The 20,336-nt window shown below is 40.1% G+C and carries 8 protein-coding genes and 1 tRNA gene; 4 read left to right on the plus strand and 5 right to left on the minus strand.

Features of this window, described 5'->3' with window-relative positions; translation table 11 throughout:
- Positions 1 to 91: 91 nt before the first annotated feature.
- Both HPE56_RS19200 and HPE56_RS19205 read left to right on the plus strand, forming a co-directional pair.
- On the plus strand, positions 92 to 8,197 hold the full coding sequence (locus HPE56_RS19200; RefSeq protein ID WP_188245363.1) for a T9SS type B sorting domain-containing protein: 8,106 nt from the start codon (positions 92 to 94) through the stop codon (positions 8,195 to 8,197).
- Between the two features lie 21 nt (positions 8,198 to 8,218).
- A complete protein-coding gene (locus tag HPE56_RS19205) occupies positions 8,219 to 9,106 on the plus strand; it encodes a PorP/SprF family type IX secretion system membrane protein (protein ID WP_188245364.1) in 888 nt (295 codons plus the stop codon).
- Between the two features lie 388 nt (positions 9,107 to 9,494).
- Here HPE56_RS19205 and HPE56_RS19210 read toward each other — a convergent pair.
- Positions 9,495 to 9,571 (minus strand) — tRNA-Ala (locus tag HPE56_RS19210).
- Between the two features lie 93 nt (positions 9,572 to 9,664).
- On the opposite strand from HPE56_RS19210, the gene HPE56_RS19215 reads away from it, so the two are divergent.
- Positions 9,665 to 10,378: an SDR family oxidoreductase gene (locus HPE56_RS19215; RefSeq protein WP_188245365.1), complete on the plus strand. Its 714-nt coding sequence runs from the start codon at positions 9,665 to 9,667 to the stop codon at positions 10,376 to 10,378.
- A gap of 2 nt (positions 10,379 to 10,380) precedes the next feature.
- Here HPE56_RS19215 and HPE56_RS19220 read toward each other — a convergent pair whose 3' ends face one another.
- The 4 genes from HPE56_RS19220 to HPE56_RS20605 form a co-directional block, all read right to left on the minus strand.
- On the minus strand, positions 10,381 to 13,134 hold the full coding sequence (locus HPE56_RS19220) for a PD-(D/E)XK nuclease family protein (protein ID WP_188245366.1): 2,754 nt from the start codon (positions 13,132 to 13,134) through the stop codon (positions 10,381 to 10,383).
- 77 nt (positions 13,135 to 13,211) lie between these two features.
- Positions 13,212 to 14,558, minus strand: coding sequence for an OmpA family protein (locus HPE56_RS19225; RefSeq protein ID WP_188245367.1), 1,347 nt, complete (start codon positions 14,556 to 14,558; stop codon positions 13,212 to 13,214).
- Positions 14,559 to 14,671: 113 nt separating this feature from the next.
- Positions 14,672 to 15,865, minus strand: a complete 1,194-nt coding sequence (gene kbl / locus HPE56_RS19230) for a glycine C-acetyltransferase (protein WP_188245368.1) — start codon at positions 15,863 to 15,865, stop codon at positions 14,672 to 14,674.
- A gap of 12 nt (positions 15,866 to 15,877) precedes the next feature.
- Positions 15,878 to 18,991 carry a UvrD-helicase domain-containing protein gene (locus HPE56_RS20605; protein WP_188245369.1) on the minus strand — a complete coding sequence of 1,038 codons (3,114 nt, stop codon included), beginning with the start codon at positions 18,989 to 18,991 and terminating at the stop codon, positions 15,878 to 15,880.
- A gap of 118 nt (positions 18,992 to 19,109) precedes the next feature.
- Here HPE56_RS20605 and HPE56_RS19240 point away from each other — a divergent pair, with 118 nt between their 5' ends.
- Positions 19,110 to 19,718 carry a superoxide dismutase gene (locus HPE56_RS19240; RefSeq protein WP_223170380.1) on the plus strand — a complete coding sequence of 203 codons (609 nt, stop codon included), beginning with the start codon at positions 19,110 to 19,112 and terminating at the stop codon, positions 19,716 to 19,718.
- Positions 19,719 to 20,336: the final 618 nt, after the last annotated feature.

Raw genomic sequence — 20,336 nt, forward strand, 5'->3', positions numbered from 1 at the left:
CAGTGGTTCTATTTTTGTCCGATAAAATGCATTATTTGATTTTTTTTTAAATCTCAAATTCATTAAACCTGCTAACCTAATTTATATGATTATGACATCAAAAATCTACACAACAATTACAAGATGGACACTTCTTTTGGCGTTTGCCTTTGGCTTACCCCAATTATCAATTGCCCAAAACCTGACCATTTCGTCTTCTGGAGACACAGGAACCTCTGGTACAAACTGGAGTATATCAGGGAATACACTTAATGTAGCAGCATCGGGTACGGCGAATGTAAATGCATCAGTAGTTGTTAATCATCTAAATAATATAGGAGATTTAACTGTTGTACTTCCCGGGCAAGCTTCCCAAGAAAGAAGTCTTATAGTTAGTGCCAATATTTCCTATACAGGAGCTGTCACCAGAAGTTTAATATTTAACATTGCTAACAACATTACAGTTAATTCTGGAGTAAGTATTACATCTGCTACAGCAGCGTTAAATTTAGTATTTAGGTCAGGAATGTTTCCAACTTCCCCAGATTTTGGTAGCGTTGTTTTAAACGGAACTACAATTGTAACAAAAGGAGGTCATTTTTGGCTTGGCGGAGGCAATACCAACACGACTTGGAATGGCTTAACCGTAGGTACAAGTGACGCGAGAATTTGGGCTGATGACGTATCCGCTTTATCAATGATTGGCGGAAGCTTATCTACCGAGGGTGGTAACATATATTTAGCTGCACGTTCGTGGGAAACTGGTGATGATAACGGTATAAATTATGGAATTCGAATAGATGATTATACGATTTCTTCCCAAGCGGGAAACATATCTCTTAACGGATCTTTAACTGGCAGATATACCAATGGTAGCGCTACTAGTATTGATGCAGCTACAGGGAATGTAGCTATAACTAGCACCACAGGAAGTATAACCATCAATGGAACAGGTGCAGACCAAACTACCAATGGAAATAGTTGGAGAAGTGCAACTCGTATTACAAGTAGCGGCGCTTTTAGTACAATAATTTCATCGGTTTCCGGAAATATCGCCATTAATGGGGCGGCACAATTTAATGCAACTATAAATGATAAAGAGGGTGTAGTAATTTCAGGGAGTAACACTGCCATTGTATCACAAACAGGTGCTATTGAAATTAAAGGCTCGAATACACGAGAAAGTGACGGACAGTACTCTAATTCCATACGGTTTGCTTCAACTAATACCACAAACGCTATACGTATTGGTTTTGATGGTGTAAATGCCTATTCTGGAAATATTTTAATCGAGGGGAATTCTATTTACCAACGCAGCAATCATGCAGGATCGGGCTCTATTGCTATTAGATCTACAGGTACTTTAACTATTCAGCCGTCGGACGATGCATTTAGTTATGTTAGATCGGGTAATGCTGGAACTTTAACCTTCGACGATGATTGGAATTTTGGAAGCACTTTAAGCGGTTTTACTTATGGTAAAACTACAAACACAGCCAACATTACTTTTGCTTCAGCAATAACAATTGCTGGATCCATTACGGCTTATGCCAATGCAATCACAGTAAATCAAGACATCACATCAACCACAGCAGGTGATATTACATTATCTGCTAACAATGGTTTTTCATCGGGTACAACTACACGAAGAAACATTACAAGTGCAAACGGTAATATAATTGTTAATGCAGATGCAGATGCGAATGCTACAGGAACATTAGATATTGATTATTTAACTTTTAATGCAGGCACAGGTGATTTAACACTGCGATCTGAAATCTTTTTATGGAGTACAGCAAGTACAGCTACAAAACCATGGATAAATGGAACAGGAGCTTTTACTTTGGAATCAAATGATGCTGCTTTCGGTCAGAACCTGGAAACAAATTGGATTGAAATTGATCAAGATGCTAACGGAATAGGTGGTTTAACTTTAGGTAAAGAAACTAATACGGATATTATAACAATCAGTTCTGTTCAAACTATTGCTGGACCTGTTTCGATTTATGGTAGTGATATTAGCGTAAATGAAGATATAAATACATCAAGTGTTAGTAATGGTGACATTCTCCTAAAAGCAAGTGGAAATATTACTTTGGCTGCCAGTAAAACTATTATTACTGAAAATGGTAATGTGGTTTTTTGGGCCAATAGTGATGGAGAGGCTTCTAATGGTTCGGTTTTAATAAGAAATCAATCTTCAATAACAACATCAGGTGGTCATTTTTGGGCAGGTGGAGGATCCGCTAATACAACATGGAATGGCCTTACTGTGGGCGATGGGTATGCAGTTTCTGGTACCTCGATTCAGCCCCCGGTTGGTTCTGCCGCATTTTCGGGAATTTATTTGGAAGAAGCATCGATCAATACCTCTGGAGGTAATGTATATATAGCCGGAGCAGGAACTTCAACACATAATGGAATACTCACCTTCGCCGTGAATGACATCAACGCGGGGTCTGGAACAATAACCTTAAAGGGCGGAACAGGAGCAACTACAGGACGAGGAATGGGCGTTTCTCTTCATAGTTCTTCAATTCCTAATAGTTCATTGACTTTGACAAGTACCTCAACGGCAGCTTCTGCTATTGATATAGCTCTAAATTCAACAAGTAATTTTGGTATGACCGTTGAAGGAACGATGAATATCGTATCATCAAATACGGGTGGAATTTCCTTAGTGAGCTTAGGTGGGGGAACTTCAACGGGGTTGAGATTGGGACTTTCATCAGACCGTTTAGGTGTACTTAATGTTTTAGGAACATCAGGAAACATCCTAGTTAATTTAGGGGAGGAAGGCATCAATGTTCAAAATAATATATCCAGTGCAACTATAGGGGGAAAAGCAAGTACTGCTGTTCCAAGTTCCAGTTCAAATATTCAGTTTATCTCGGACGATGTTACCGCGGCAGGAGCATTAAATTTTTCTACCAGTGGAACCTTAGCTATTGAACCCTTCGGTACATCATTTTCTTCTACGCTCAACACCACTTTTCTAACCTATACTGGAGGAATAAGTGGATTAACGCTTGGGAAATCTGGAAATACTGCTAATACAACAATTAGCGGTACAACAACTATTGCAGGACCAATTTCAGTTTACAGCGGAGACATTACCGTTAATGAAAACCTCAATACAACAGGTGGCGCTTTAGCTGGTGATGTAAAGCTGAATGCTACAGGTAATATAACGCTGGCCCAAAACAAAAGTATTACAACAGACGGTGGCGATGTAATTTTTAAAGCTGATGCTGATGCAAATCGTTTGGGCGGTATTCGGATTGGTACCGATTTTTCACCCAGCACCTCTACAGCTATCACCACCAATGGAGGCGATATCATTTTAAGTGGCGGTACGGATCCGCTCACAGGTTTTGCAAGTTATGATGCAGGACTTGGTGATGCCTTTTCAGATTACTTCTATGCAATAGGAGTTTTTGGAGCCACGCTAAATGCGAGTGGCACAGCTGATGGCGGAGATATTACTATACGTGGTAATGCAGGAAATACATTTAATGGGTTGATATGGACAACCAATATCGGCGGTCAATACGGGCTCAATACGAGTGTCAAGACCAATGGTGCAGGCACCATTTCCATTACCGGCGATATGGCCGATGCTCCTGCAAATCCAACACCCAATAGCAGTAGAAATGCTTGGGCTGTAGCTATTGCAGGTACTATCGAGACTGAAAATGGAAATCTGCTCATGGTTGGTAAGTCAACCATTGCCAGAACAAATGCTAGAGGCTTTTCACTAGGCGGAAGTTTTCAATCTGCCATGGGCACGATTACGATTGAAGATCAAACCTTAAATACCAATAATGCAAATTACACTGGGCCATTTATATCTGGCGCAAAGATTGGGAAAGGTACGCTCACGGCAAGTAGCAGTGATGTTATATTTAAAGCTGATAAATTTGCTTTCGCTAATAATACTGTCGTTGAAACTTCAGGGGCTGTTACTTTAGAGCCACTTGGAGATGATTTTGCCAGTGCGGTTTCTTTCACAACTGCAGATCTGTCCCTAGATGCGGCTATTTCTGGTTTGACGATTGGCAAATCAGCTACCAGTGCAGACGGCACAACCGATGCTAATGTAACCATTGCCGGTACAACAACTATTGCAGGACCAATTTCAGTTTACAGCGGGGACATTACCGTAAATGAAAATCTTACATCAACCGCTGCCAATGAGGATATTTTATTAAAAGGATCAGGTAATGTTACACTAGCAGCTAATAAAACACTTCAAACTAATGCAGGAAGTATTTTATTATGGTCTGATAGTGACGGATCTGATGATGGCAGAGTTGGTTTATTGGGTAATGTAACAACTAGTGGCGGACATTTTTATGTTGGAGGCGGTAGTGCTTCTGAAACTTTAAATAGTTTAACAGTTCCTACTTCTTATGCATTAACGAGTACTGACAATACCCATGGTGTAACAATAGTCGGTTCAACTATTAATACAGATGGAGGGAATTTACGTATTAAAGGACAAAATAACTCTGTGAATACCTCAACAGCAGGCGTAATGGTAGTTAATTCTACGATTACAACTGGTGAAGGTGATTTAGAGGTTTATGGAAAAAGAATAGGAGACCCTTTTAAGTCTGCAGGTTTATGGCTAGGTACTACAATTGCTACAGGTAGTGCTTCTGGAAATGTTACACTTAGTTCAACAACTGGAAATATTAATTTAGAGGGAATATCAGAGGCTTCAAATGGTTTTTCTTGGTCACATGGTTTAGCTATTGTTTGTGCAGATGGAGATGAAGTTACTATAAGTTCTACATCTGGGAATATCCAGCTATTAGGTAATGCTAGCAATGCCGCTTTACAATCAGGTGAAGCACTTGGATTACTTATTCAAATAGGGACAAACAGCTTTGCAGGTTTAACCACAGATGGAGGAGATATAACCATGGAGGGAATTAGTACAGATTTGGCAATTACTAAAGGTTTAGTGTTAAGGGGACAGGATATTGCATCATCCATTGAGATTGGAGATTCAAACACAGGAGATATTAACGTTAAAACAGGGTCTTTGGAAACCATCGAAAGAGCAACACTTGGTGTAATTAAATTTGAGAGTATAGGGGATGTGGTATTTGAAGGACCTACGGGATCTAATTTTGCATCAGCTTTTACGCTATCAGATGAATATAACATTGTTAGTTCAGCAACTTCTTTAAGAATAGGTAAAACTACTAATACTTCCAATATTTCAATAAACCAAGCTCAAACTATTGCTGGACCTATTTCAGTTTATGGAGGAGATATTACAATATCTTCAGCTTTAACAGCAACGGATGATGATATCAACTTAACATCTACAGGAGCTGTAACTCAATCGGCAGCTATTACAGCAAATGGATTAAGTTTAAATGGAACGGGTACTTTTACTTTAACCAATACCTCAAATAATATAGTAACCATTGCAGGTGGTAACGATGTTACCCCAATTGGTAGCGTAAATTTTGTGGATGCAAGTGGTAATTTAACTATTGGAACTGTAAATGGCGAGGATGGTTTTACTTCTACAGGAACTGTATTAATAGAAACATTAGCTGGGAATATTAATTTAACCGAGCCAGTTACTTCTGGTTCTTCATCTAATAGTGTAACAGGTTATACTGGTGCAATTGTTTTAAATGCTGGTAAAAGTACTGCTGCACCAACATCAACAGGTGGAGATATTGTGGTGAGTTCAAATGGAGCCGTTACCGCTGCAAATGGAATATCTAAATTATACAGTGGATCCGATGCTAATAGCACCAGTTTAAATACTCTAGTAGGAGGTTCTGCAAATAATAGGGCTCCGGTTGATTTAAATACTGTGAACTTTACACCTGTTTTAACATCAGGTGGTAAATTTGCACTTTATCGTACATGTGAAACTGTAGACGCAGGTGCGCTTTCAGGAAATCAAGCAATCTGTATTGCGGGAACAACAACTTTTGTAAGCGATGGCGATGCAGGAGGAACTTGGACTTCTGACGATACAGACGTTGCAACAGTGGATGTAAACGGAGAAATAACAGGCGTTGCTGCAGGTACGGCTACTATTACGTACGAACTAACAGCAACAGGTGGATGTTCAAACGATGCTGCTACTCGAACTGTAACAGTTAATGATGTTGACGATGCTTCATTTAGTTATTCTTCAGCTGCTTATTGTGCAGATGCTTCAGACCCAACACCAACAATTACTGGTTTAGCAGGTGGGACATTTAGTTCTACAACAGGATTGAGTATCAACGCTTCAACAGGAGCTATTGATGTTTCAGCAAGTACGCCAGGAACATACACAGCAACGTATACCACAGCAGGAACTTGTCCAAATAGTTCAGGAGTATCTGTAACAATTAATGCATTAGACGATGCTTCATTTAGTTATTCTTCAGCTGCTTATTGTGTAGATGCTTCAGATCCAACGCCAACCATTGCAGGATTGGCAGGAGGAACATTTAGTTCTACAGTAGGATTGATTATCAACGCTTCAACAGGAGCAATAGATGTTTCCACAAGTACGCCAGGAACATATTCTGTTACTTATACAACAGTAGGAACTTGTCCAAATAGTTCAGGAGTATCTGTTACAATTAATGCTTTAGACAATGCAAGTTTTGCTTATAGTTCTTCTGCCTATTTTGTAGATGCTTCAGACCCAACACCAACAATTACTGGTTTAGCAGGTGGAGCATTTAGTTCAACAGCAGGATTGAGTTTCAACGCTTCAACAGGAGCAATAGATGTTTCCACAAGTACGCCAGGAACATACACAGTAACATATACCACGGCAGGTACTTGTCCAAATAGTTCAGGAGTATCTGTAACAGTTAATGCTTTGGCTGATTATATCCTAAGCAAAGCCGCACTGACCATTGATGAAGCTGCCGGTACAGGCTCCTTTACAGTTGTATTGGATGCACAACCTACTAGTGATGTGGTTCTCGATATCTCCAGTGATGATACTAATGAGGCTACGGTGTCCTTGGCACAACTTACCTTTACATCTGCGAATTGGGATACCGCACAGACCATAACAGTAACAGGGGTCGATGACGCTATAGATCGCAATGATTCAGCGACCATTACCTTGACCGTTAACGATGCCGGTTCCGATGATACTTTCGATGACCTGACAGACCAAACGGTTGCCATTAAATTGACCGATGACGATGTTGATACGGATGGTGATGGGGTTCTTGACCCTTCGGATAATTGCGTGTCAGTATCAAACGCAGACCAGTTAGACACGGATTTTGATGGACAGGGTAATGTATGCGATACCGATGATGATAACGATGGTACGCTGGACACCGATGACGATTTCCCATTGGATGATTCCGAGGACACCGACACCGATGGTGATGGTGTTGGTGATAATGTAGATGCCACAGATAATAGGTTGGACAGTGATGGAGACGGCGTACCTGATGCAGACGATGCATTCCCTAACAATCCAGATGAAAGTGTGGATACGGATAACGATGGAATCGGGGATAACGCCGATGCCGATGTTGACGGTGATGGAACCGTGGACAATGGAACCGATACCGATGGAGATGGTATCAACGATGACAACGATACGAACGATGACCGCCCTGACAGCGACGGGGACGGCATTCCCGATGTGGAAGATGCCTTCCCTAACGACCCGAACGAGAGTGTAGATACCGATGGTGACGGTATCGGGGATAATGCCGATGCCGATGCGAACGGTGATGGCATTGTAGACAACGGAACCGATACGGACGGTGATGGTATCAACGATGCCAATGATACGGATGACGACAGGCCGGATAGTGATGGTGACGGTGTTCCCGATGAGGAGGATGCCTTCCCTAACGATCCAGATGAAAGTGTAGACCTAGACGGTGACGGCATAGGGGCAAATGCAGATCAAAATGATAATGACACCAATATTGGTTTGGAACGATCCATTATAGCAGCACAGGCATTTACGCCAAATGGAGATGGAATCAATGACACCTGGTTTATACAGGGCATAGAAAACCATCAAAACGCCATGGTTACGGTCTACAATAGATACGGGCATGAGGTATTCAAGGCTGTTGGTTACAGGAATGATTGGACTGGCAGATACGGTTCCAAATCGGAAAACCTACCTGCGGGATCTTACTATTATGTCATAGACTTCAGAAATGGTTCGACACCCATGGATGGATGGATATTCATCAACTATTAATTAAACTGAACGATAAACAAAATGAAAATTAACAGCACCTATCTCATATTATTTATATTCTTTGTTTCGGGGAGCCTCATGGCCCAACAGGATCCCAACTATATCTTCTACAGGTACAACATGAATTTTGTGAATCCCGCCTATGCAGGTGCGGAGGAAAAAACCGAATTCGGTGCCAATGTGCGCAGCCAATGGTCCGGCGTTGCAGGTGCACCGGAAACACAGAGCTTTCTTGCCAGCACCTTTTTGGGAAGAAACGTTGGTTTGGGGGTAAGCATTATTAATGATAAAACTTTTATTGAAACACAGACTTCCATAGCTGTTGACTTCTCCTATAAATTGCAATTGGACAGTGACACTAATATCTATTTTGGATTGAAGGCATCCGCTAATTCATATAACGCCAATACTGCCGGACTCATGACCTTCGGCATACAACCGGACCCTTCGTTGATGGATATAGATGGAGGAATAACTCCCAATATTGGTGCGGGTATTTACTTTCAAAGCCGAAAATTCTCCATATCCTTTTCAGCACCAAAAATCTTAAAGCCGCGAAGGTTAGAGCAAGATGGTGGTGCAGCACGGTTGGGAAGGAATAAATTGCATATGTACCTTATGGGTGCCTATGATATTGAACTCAACGAAAAGTTGATATTTAAGCCTTCTTCTATGATACGCTACGTAGAAAGCGCACCAGTATCTATAGATTTGACAACCGCTTTGCGTTATAATGAAATAATAGAATTCGGGGTTGCATACAGACTCGATGAAGGTTTTGCCGGTTTTTTTCTTTTTAATCTAGCTAACAGTTTTGATATTGGGTATGCCTATGAAGCACCGCTATCTTCCTCTTTAAACAATACCAACAACGGTACGCATGAACTTTTCTTAAAACTAAGTCTGTAAAATTATCATGGTACAATTGGATAGATTTTAGGATTTACGAATTAATGCTTTCCGAAGCAATTAGAATTAGGGCAATGGTTTTTCAAAACGGCCGTTTTATAGGGCAGCTTTTGTAATAGTTAATACTTTTTCTAGAGTATCCCAAACCTGGTCTCTTTTAATAATTTCGTTAATTGACCTTTTATGGGACTTATTTTCCTTTATCTATTATTGAAGTTAAAGCAACCTTTAACTGGAGATGCTTTTTCAAAAAAAAAATTTTAAACGGTGAAGAAGTATTAAAATAGACCGATTTGTATCAAATCATACCAATCTTAATCCAAAACTGGATTTGCGTGCAAATAAAAAAGGCTTCAAAAGTTAAAAACTCTTGAAGCCTAGTGTTTATTGGTGGAGAATACCGGAGTCGAACCGGTGACCTCTTGCCTGCCAGGCAAGCGCTCTAGCCAGCTGAGCTAATCCCCCATGGCTTTAAGACGTCAAAGGAAATACTTTTTGTTCAAGTATCAAAATAGTATATTCGTTTTCTTTAATGGGTTCTAATAAAAAAACAAAAATATGTCAAATTTAAGAGGAAAAGTAGCTTATATCACGGGAGGTTCCAAAGGAATAGGGTTCAGCGTGGCAAAAACATTGTTGGATGCGGGAATGAAAGTGGCCATTAGTGGTAGAAATAGGGAAACAGTTGAATCCGCAGCTAAACAATTGGATCAAGGGAATAATGTTCTTGCCTTACAATCGGATGTGTCCCAACTTGGGGATGAACAGCGTGCTGTAAAGGAAATTTTGGATACATGGGGACAATTGGATGTTGTTTTGGCCAATGCGGGCGTAGGGCATTTTGCGCCCATAGACGAGATGTCGGAGGAACAGTGGAACAGTATGATCAATACCAACTTATCCGGTGTTTTCCACACCTTAAAAGCCTCTGTGGAAGCGTTAAAGGAGTCCAAAGGGTATTATATAACCTTGGCGAGTTTGGCAGGAACGAATTTCTTTGCCAATGGGGCAGGTTACAATGCAACGAAGTTCGGTGTTGTGGGCTTTACACAAGCTGCAATGCTCGATCTACGTCAGTATGATATAAAGGTCTCCACCATAATGCCAGGATCCGTGGCTACCCATTTTAACAATAATGAACCTTCCGAAAAGGATGCGTGGAAAATACAGCCTGAGGATATTGGTAAATTGGTATTGGATCTATTAAAAATGCATCCACGTACGCTACCAAGTAAAATAGAGGTAAGACCGACAAGGCCAGACAAAAAGTAATGTCATACTTCTTTTTCGATAAAGGGGATGTTGGGATTGCAAATTTCGAGGATCAACCGTTGTAGTTCCTTGGTGAAATCGGAAAGAGTGTCTGGGGTAATGGCAACGTTTTTATCGGATCTGCTGTTTTTACTGGATTTGACCGCGAAATTCAATAAACCGGCGCTAAGGTTCTTAAAGGAAATGATGCCAGCCTCAATCTCGTAGTCTTTTTTCCCTTTGGTATACATCAGGGCATAGCATAACAATTGGAAGGCCTTACTGTATTTATAATCTTCGGTAAGTATGGTCCAGTCGAATAGTTCAACTTGATTGGGCAGTACTTTTCCGGATTTATAGTCGATGATGCGTAACCTACCATCAATTTCGTCTATGCGATCCAATTTGCCTTTGAGGTGAACAGGGAAGCCGACTTCTGGAAAATCCAGTGCGATTTCCATTTTTTGCTCCAGCCCAAGGATTTTGATTGCGTGTTTTTCGCTTTCGCGGATCTCATAGTCGAGAAAAGACTGTATGTATTTGAGAATTACGTTGTATGCGATAAGGTTCTTGCCACGTAGCACTTCAATAGCGGCATAGGACTTTGCGAAATGGTGCTGTACCAAGCCTTCTATTTGGCCTTTCATGTTGGTCAGAAGCTCCTTATCCAAAAATTTACCGATCAGGGGTGTATAAAGATCCTCCAAAGTGTCGTGGATAATCGTACCAAAAGTATTGGCGGCTACCGTTTCCTCAACTTCGGGCAGGTCATTGATCTTTAGAAGGTTCTGTTTGTAAAAATCCAAGGGGTTTCTGATATAGTTACTGAGCGAAGAGGGGGAGAAACCTTTTAGGGCATGCCCTTGGATAAGCTGCAGTAACGCTTGATCCTTTTGAATACGGATTTCCTTTTCAGGTTCCACTTTTATATCTGGTACGGCAACATATTCGGTAATGTTGTTTTTAATATTTTCATCGGTTAATAGTTGTGTGATAAGTCGGCTTCTTTCACCACCTTCCAATACATCAGGTTCTGTGTTGTAAATGAGGTAAATGTGTTTGGCACGCTGTAATAGGCGATAAAAATGATAGGTGTAGACCGCGTCCTTTTCTTTAAATGTGGGAAGACCAAAATTTCTTTTTAAATCGAAGGGAATGAATGAGTTGTTCGATTTTCCAGCGGGAAGGATACCCTCATTGACAGAAGAGAGTATGACGGTTTCAAAGTCGAGGTTTCTGCTCTCGAGCATTCCCATAATCTGTAATCCTTCAATTGGGTCGCCCTTAAAATCAAGGGTTTCCATGGATACCAATTCCTGGAAAAGGGTTTGTAACGATTTTAGGTCGGTTATGAACTCATGCTCTTCGAGTATTATGGCTATTTGATTAAAGATGCCATAAAAACGGTACAATTCTTCCAATGCCAGAGAATTGTTGTTGTTTTGAAGCTTGGTCTTTAATAGTGCCGTAATTTCGAGGCAATGCTGTATAAAACCTTTGGGGGAAGGAATAGGCTCGTAAAACAAGGTACCCAAAAAAGAGGAATCAAATTTTATAAGGGATAACAACTGGTGTCGGGTTAAGAAAGAGAGATTGTGTGTTGTTATTTCTTGTACTAAAACCTCGGATATAGCAATATGATCATCATTTAACAATAAATGGGTGTACGGGTCGGAAAGGAATGACAAAATATTTTGGTAGTACCAGCCATGGGGTTGTTTATGTACGTAAAGATCAAAGAATTGGTTAAAGAAATTTTTAAAAGAAGTCTTGTCCAAAGGGAAACCCATTGTAATATTGACTTTTTCAATTTCTTTGGGTATTGAATTCAGTAAAGGATTCAGTAATGACTCGTCATTTAGTACAACTGCCGTACTGGCTAGCTTGCCATTTGTATTCAAAGCCATTTCCTTCAATAGCGAGCCAATATACTTGGTTTGGGAGATATTCTTCGGTACCCCGATGACCTCAATCTTTTTCTCCTGGATAAAAGAGTCACTTATGCCTTTAAGGGTGTGTAGTTCTAAATAAGGCCATGTTTTTTGATGATTTCGTATAAAATATCCGGCATCGTGTATTTGGTCTTTCAGGAAATAGGAATCCAAATCCCAAAAAATATCGGCATTACCGGTTTGTAATATACTTTGTATTATAGTGCTTTCGGCTGTATTCAGGGCGTTAAAACCAATAAAAATATGACGCTTATGTTTTTGTGCGAGGATATATTCCTCTAATTTTTCATTAGCTTTTCGATATACGAGACCTTGATGTCCAATATCTTTTTTGAGTAATCTTTTATTGAAGGAGTGATAAAGCTGGTCGAGTGTATTCCAGAAATTGACATAGTCTTGCACCATTTTGGTTTTTTCCGCAGCGAGATACCAATGGTTTATTTCCTGTATGGCCGATAAGTTTGAAAAGAGTGACTTTTCATCAATAAGGTATCTATCGATTTCATTGAAATCCTGTAAAAGGGTTTGTCCCCATTTAGAGAAATCAAGAAAACTATCCTGGTCCTTTTCCGGTTGCTCCAAGTAAGCGTAGTATAATTCAAAAAGTTGCTGTGTATTTGTTGCGGTGGATAGGCCTGATATCTCTGAAACAAATTCTTCGATGCTATAGATGACCGGTGCGAATATGGGCTGCTGCGTGATTTTCGCAATGCCTTTCTTTAAGTATGAACCGGCCCTCTTACTGGGAAGAACAAAAATCGTATTTTCAAAAGAACCTTGGTCCTTGTATATTGTTGATAAAACCTGTTCTAGAAAACTTTGCATAGCCAAAAATAAAAAAAGCCCTGACGATATCGTCAGGGCTTTCCAAAATAATTTTTGAAATAATGTTTATAGAAGAATTACTTAACCAAGTTGATTTCAACTCTTCTGTTTTGAGCTCTACCGCTTCTGGTATTATTTGTAGCGATTGGCTTGTCTTCACCATAACCGATGGCAGACAATCTGAATTCTTCAATTCCTTTATCTACTAAGAATTCTTTAACAGAAAGAGCTCTAGATTCAGAAAGGCTTTGGTTCAATTTAGCACTACCAACACTATCAGTATGACCTTCAACAGTAAATTTAGCTGTTGGGTATTCTTTCAAGATTTGGATAATGTCAACCATTACTGAAGTAGATTCAGCTTTGATAGAAGATTTACCAGTGTCGAACAAGATAGTTCTTGCATAGTCGTTCAATTGTTTTTGAACTTCTTCAGTAACTTCAGGACAACCTTGGTTAGCAACAGTACCTGCTACTTCTGGACATTTATCATCTTTATCCAATACACCGTCGTTATCTTTGTCAGTCCAAGGACAACCTTTGTTTTCAGCAGGACCAGCTTCGTTAGGACAAGCATCATCTTTATCAGCTACACCGTCACCGTCAGCATCAGGACAACCAGCAAGAGCAGCTACACCAGCTTCGTTAGGACAAGCATCATCTTTATCAGCTACACCGTCACCATCAGTATCAGGACAACCGTTCATTTCTTTAGAACCGGCAGCGTTAGGACAAGCATCCTTGCTATCTTCGATACCATCGCCGTCAGCATCAGGACATCCGTTGAAAGCTTCAAGACCAGCAACTTCTGGACAAGCATCATCTTTGTCATAAACACCGTCACCGTCAGTATCAGTTCCACCAAATTTAACAGAGATACCTGCTAAGTGTTGCATGTGAGGAGCAAGATAATCTTCGAAAGCATGTTTGTATTGAGTCTGTAAAGTAAGACCGATGTTTTCTGTAAACCAGATATTAACACCTATTCCACCGTTTGCAGTACCAGCACCGATTTCATCAATCCAAGTATAACCACCACCGATTTCTACGAAAGGATCGATAACCGTGTTTTTCAAAATGTTATATTTAATCGTACCATCAATAGAGTAGTATGATAAATCATCAACATCATTATCACCCCATTTGTCGATTTTATTTAAAGAACCTCTAGCACCTACAGAGAAACCATCTCCTACAGATTTAGATACACCAACGTAAGAAATAGACGGAAGAATGTTCCAATGGTCAGTCGCATTAAAGTATTCATTCCCGAAAGAACTGCCTGGGAAGTCACCAGTAGGATACACATCAACGGCATTCACCCCAAAACTAATCTGCCAAGGGTTATTCTCGTCTTGCGCTTGTAAGTTGTTAACTCCTACAAAAAGTAGGGCAACAACCAATAATTTGCTAAGATGTTTCATGTTCAAAATTTTAAGTTTAAGTGTTTATTAGCTGCAAATGTAAGTTGTTAAATATTATTAACAAAAATAAATTCCTATTTTTTTTAACGTTTTTAATAGATAAAATAACGCATTTAAACGATATTTAGTTGTTGCCCTACCTTGATGAAAGCTTTTATGGCCTTATTTAAATGATCAATTTCATGTGCGGCGGATAGTTGAACACGGATCCGTGCCTTGCCCTTGGGGACTACCGGATAATAAAATCCGATGACATAAATACCCTCTTCAAGAAGTAAATCGGCCATTCGTTGTGATAATTTGGCATCGTATAACATCACCGGTACTATGGCCGAATCGCCATCTATAATATCAAATCCTGCTTCTTTCAGCCCTTTTTTGAAGTATTCCGTATTCGATTGTAGCTTATCGCGTAACGAGGTATCCTTGGCAAGCATTTCAAATACCTTTAAAGAAGCCCCTACGATTGATGGTGCTAGGGAATTGGAAAATAGATATGGTCTGGATCGCTGTCTTAGGATTTCTATGATTTCTTTTTTCCCTGTAGTGTAACCACCCATGGCTCCCCCGAGGGCTTTTCCGAGGGTGCCTGTAATGATATCTACCCGGCCCATTACCCCTTTTTCCTCCAAAGTGCCCTTGCCATGCTTCCCGATGAAACCAGCGGCATGGCACTCATCTACCATGACCAAGGCATCATATTTATCGGCCAAGTCACATATTTTATCCAAGGGAGCCAATAGTCCATCCATAGAGAACACCCCATCGGTAACAATGATCTTGAACCGAACCTTGTCTTTTTGGGTCTGTTGCAATTGGGCCTCCAAATCGGCCATATCACTATTGGCATAACGATATCGTTTTGCTTTGCACAAGCGAACACCATCTATTATCGATGCGTGGTTGAGGGAATCTGAGATAATTGCATCCTCAGGGCCCAATAAGGGTTCAAAGACACCGCCATTGGCATCGAAGGCAGCCGCATATAGTATGGTGTCTTCGGTTTCATAGAATTCCGCAATTTTCTTTTCAAGTTTTTTATGGATATCCTGGGTGCCACATATAAACCGAACCGATGACATTCCAAAACCATGGGTGTCCAAGGTGTCCTTGGCTGCTTGTATGACATCTGGGTGGGAGGAAAGTCCCAGATAGTTGTTGGCGCAGAAATTGATTACCTCTTCGCCGTTTGACAATTTGATTACGGCTGCTTGGGGTGATGTTATGATCCTTTCACTTTTATAAAGTCCGTCATCTTTTATTGATTTCAATTCGTCAGCTAGATATTTTTTTATTTCTCCGTACATAATTCGTTGTTTTTAAACATATTCGATGGTTACATCCTTATTTATATAGACGATTATCTTATTTTCAACGGTATGGCCCATGCGTTCCAAGACCTGGGCATACATATTCAATTGATTTTTATACCTGTTGCTCTGCTTTCCGGTCTTGTAATCGATAATCGTAGCGCTGTTGCCTGAGAGGACCAAGCGATCAGGGCGTACCATTTCACCTTTTTCAGTAATGATTTCCTGTTCATTCATAATGGTTTTTCCCTTCATAAAGTATTGCTTTAAGGCATCATGTGCAATAACGGTCATTATTTTGCTTTTTAGCGAAGGTGCCTCCTTGCTGTCAATCATTCCTTTGCGTTCCAATTTTTCAAAAACGGGTATAACATCTTCCGCTACTTCAATCAAACCCAAAATATAATGTATGATGTTCCCCTGTATAATGGCCTCTTCCTGCGCCGTATCCCAAAGCATTCCTGCATTTGTCATTATCTTGAAACTGGGATTTTCCTTATTGGTATACTGATAAGGGACTGATTTCTCCATTGTTTCGTTCTTTGAGGAAGGGGTATGGTTTTCCAGACTTCCAAAAGAATATCTGGTTTCCGAGTCGTTCCAAAGTTGTTTGTTCTTTAGGTAATCTATAAAGACATCCGAATAATGGGTCTTTCTAGACGATTGTATCGCCTTGGCATCTTTTAATGAGATGATGAACAACGCCCTTTCTGCCCTGGTCAACGCTACATATAATATATTGAAGGCATCCAACTCTAGCATGTGCTGTTCTTCCTCGTAGGCTATTGCGGCATTTTCATTGTAATCAACGACTTCTTTTTTCTTGTTGATCAATACCTCTTTAAATCCGTTATATTGGTCTTGGTCAACAGCAAGCCATAATTTGGGGTCTATTTCCTTATAGATGTTTGAATTGGCATAGGGGAAGATAACGATGGGGAATTCAAGACCTTTTGATTTATGAATGCTCATGATCTTGACGGCATTCAAATTGTTGGGCGCCGCAATACTGTGTTTGTCCTTTTTCTTATCCCAATAAGACAGGAAAGTAACAATTCCGGTGCCCTCCTTCTGCTCTACCTCCAGAACAATATCCAATAAAAAAGTAAGATAGGCATCGGAACCTTTTATAAGGTCGAATTTTTTGATGGCGAGTTCCAACCCGTCATATACAGACATATTCTTAATTTCCGAAAACCTGAAATTGTATTCATCTTCCAGGAAACCCTCAAGATTATGGAGGTTACCACTGATCAGTGAATGTTCGTCCTTGCGTTCGCCCACCAGGTAATACAGAATATTATAACTGGCCTCCATATCGTCTGCTTGGCTACTGAAATGTAAAAGATCGATTAAAAACCGCACCTTACGGTCATTGGCGATCAATAAGGAATCTGGGGAAATAACCGGAACCTTGTTTTCGGTCAAATAATCGGCCAGGATATACCCATGTTTGTTGTCCCGGACCAAGATCGAAATATCATTGAAAGAAAAGCCCTCTGCCCTTACTTTGTCAATAGTACGAAGTACTTCGTCGCAATACAGCAAATCCAAGTCCTGTTCCTCGGCTTCCTCAAGAAAGGTAATCTGTACGCACCCCCCTTTTTTCGTGTTGGTTTTCTGTTGGTTTCCCTGTTCAAATAATTCCTTATAAAGTTGATTATTGAGCAACGGACTGGTCACTGTGAAAAAGTCATTGTTGAAATTTATGACCTCCTCATGACTTCGATAATTTGAAGGAAGATTATAGGTTTTTGGGGGTATGACAAAGGGATTGGTATGCTCATTGACTAAATTGAGGAATTGTTCCGCATTGCCCCCCCGCCATCTATAAATGGCCTGTTTGGCGTCACCGACCAAAAATAGGGAGCCTTTGCCTCCTTGGTCATCTTCACTTTCCAGGGCATTGCCCACCAGGGGAACGAGGTTGTTCCACTGTAATTCGGAAGTGTCCTGAAATTCATCGATGAGATAATGACGGTACTTTTCGCCCAAACGTTCATAGATAAACGGGGCAGGTTGGTTCTTTATCTCGTTTGAAATTAAGGTGTTGAATTCAGATATCGATAGTTGGCTCCTTTCTTCTTGTAGCGATTTCACTTCTTTTTGTATGGCATTCAAAACCGTTAGGGGCACTAAATTTTGATGAATATTGGTCAAGAACTGTGCTTGATTGAAGGTTTCCTTGATTTTGGCGAAAATTGTACTGAATCTAGGGTGTAGCCCATCAATGATGGCTTTAATGTTTTCTGGGCAGGATTTTATGTACAGGGGTTCGGTTTCGAAGTTTTGTTTCCATCCAGCACCAAAATCCAGATTAAGATCCCCATTTGCGATTTTTACCATGAACTTGGGAAAATAACCGGATTTGAAATTCCCATGGACCAGTCCATTCTCTTGCATCAAGGTCAAGGATTCATCAGCACCCGCAACTAAGTCGCTTTTGAACTTTTTGATTCTTTTTTGAATGATTTTCCTAAGTGTGATAAAATCATGGATTTCTTTTGGCTTCAAAAGATCGAGGTGCCCAAAATTGGTCTCGTTAAAAAGAAGTTTTCCAATTTTATACAGATCAAAGGAGATATCCCAGCTTTTGTCCTCATCGATCTTGTCCAGGGCAAACTCCATCAATACCCGGGTCAAGGCTTCATCCTGTCCCACTTTTTCCAAAAGATTGTCGACCGCTTCAAACAGTAATAGGTCAGTATCAAGGACAACCTCAAAATTCTGGGCGATCTTAAGGTCCCTTGCAAATGTTCTTATCAGCCTATGGTTGAATTTATCAATGGTCGATATATCGAAAAAGCCATAATTATGAAGAATGAGCTTCAGGGTTGTTTTGGCCTTTTGTCTCAGGGTTTCAAAATCAAGTCCCAATTCTTCGCTTAGGTCATTGAACATTACGGAAGCGTCGTTATGGGATTGGGTTATTGAAAATTCGAAAAGGCTTTTTAGGATTCGCTCCTTCATCTCGTTGACCGCCTTATTGGTAAAGGTAACGGCCAGGATTTGGCTGAACGAACGGTCCGAGGAAAGTACAATTTTGAGATATTCCTTGGTTAGGGTATGGGTTTTTCCCGAACCTGCCGATGCATTGTATATTTTAAAGGAATGTCCTAACACGGATTTTTATTCTGCAAATTACATAATCTATAATTGTTCTTAACAATTTATTGGCTGAATTAGTCTGTTAAAAAATGTAAATTTGGTCAACATATTTTCTAACTTAAAAACTATAATTATGGCTTTTGAATTACCTAAATTACCTTATGCATACGATGCTTTGGAACCACATATTGATGCTAGGACAATGGAAATACACCACACAAAACATCACAATGGGTATACCAATAATCTAAATGCCGCGATCGCCGGAACCGATTTGGATAAGAAATCAATTGAAGACATTTTGACCAATTTGGATATGGATAACGGTGCAGTACGTAACAACGGAGGTGGTTTTTATAACCATTCCCTGTTTTGGGAAGTAATGTCCCCAAATGGAGGTGGGGAACCTTCAGGTGAATTGGCCAGCGCCATTAATGATGCCTTTGGTTCTTTCGAAGCTTTCAAGGATAAATTCAGTAAGGCAGCAGGTACCCGCTTTGGTTCTGGATGGGCTTGGCTATGTGTACATAAAGGTGGAAAATTGGAGGTGTGTTCCACACCTAATCAAGATAACCCACTTATGCCAAATACAGGATGTGAAGGTTTTCCTATTCTTGGCTTGGATGTTTGGGAGCATGCCTATTATTTAAATTATCAAAATAGAAGGCCTGATTATATAAACGCTTTTTTCAATGTAATCAATTGGGAAAAGGTTGCAGCGCTTTATGCTACCCATAAATAAAAGACAATCTTGTAAAAAAAGCCCTTTAAGTCCCTGACTTAAAGGGCTTTTTTATTGTCTAAAAAATAGAAAAGGGCGGAGAAGCCTCCACCCTTTTCGTCCCAAATCTTACCATAAACTTAACCTACTTATGCTATGGCGAGACTAAAATACTGGGTTTGTGGGAAATAAAAAAGGAATTTTAGCAAATTTTAGATTTCTTTTATTCTCCCAATGTGGGTTTTAATTTACCTAAAGTAAGTTTAAACCTGTTAATTCCTGGGCTAATGGAAATAAAAAAGGCAGGGCAACGCCCTACCTTTTTTCCCCAAATCTTACCATGAACTTAACCTACTTATGCTATGGTCCCACAAACATAGGGTATAACTTAAGGGTATGGAAAGGTATTAGGTAAACTTCCCAATATTGGGTTGAAATGCTTTTTTGTAATGTTTTATGGACAATCTGGATAGGGGGCGGAATAGTGTAAAAATAAAAAGGTAGGACAATGTCCTACCTTTTTCCCCAAATCTTACCATGAACTTAACCTACTTATGCTATGGTCCCACAAACATAGGGTATAACTTAAGGGTATGGAAAGGTATTAGGTAAACTTCCCAATATTGGGTTGAAATGCTT

This window comes from Maribacter aquimaris (assembly GCF_014596745.1).
In the GTDB taxonomy this organism is placed as follows: Bacteria; Bacteroidota; Bacteroidia; order Flavobacteriales; family Flavobacteriaceae; genus Maribacter_A; species Maribacter_A aquimaris.

What these genes read in the sequence shown, in the direction of transcription:
- HPE56_RS19205 (WP_188245364.1), top strand. Translation starts at nt 8,219, where the DNA reads ATGAAAATTAACAGCACCTATCTCATATTATTTATATTCTTTGTTTCG.
- HPE56_RS19240 (WP_223170380.1), top strand. Translation starts at nt 19,110, where the DNA reads ATGGCTTTTGAATTACCTAAATTACCTTATGCATACGATGCTTTGGAA.
- HPE56_RS19220 (WP_188245366.1), bottom strand. Translation starts at nt 13,134, where the DNA reads ATGCAAAGTTTTCTAGAACAGGTTTTATCAACAATATACAAGGACCAA.
- HPE56_RS19200 (WP_188245363.1), top strand. Translation starts at nt 92, where the DNA reads ATGACATCAAAAATCTACACAACAATTACAAGATGGACACTTCTTTTG.
- HPE56_RS19225 (WP_188245367.1), bottom strand. Translation starts at nt 14,558, where the DNA reads ATGAAACATCTTAGCAAATTATTGGTTGTTGCCCTACTTTTTGTAGGA.
- HPE56_RS19215 (WP_188245365.1), top strand. Translation starts at nt 9,665, where the DNA reads ATGTCAAATTTAAGAGGAAAAGTAGCTTATATCACGGGAGGTTCCAAA.
- kbl (WP_188245368.1), bottom strand. Translation starts at nt 15,865, where the DNA reads ATGTACGGAGAAATAAAAAAATATCTAGCTGACGAATTGAAATCAATA.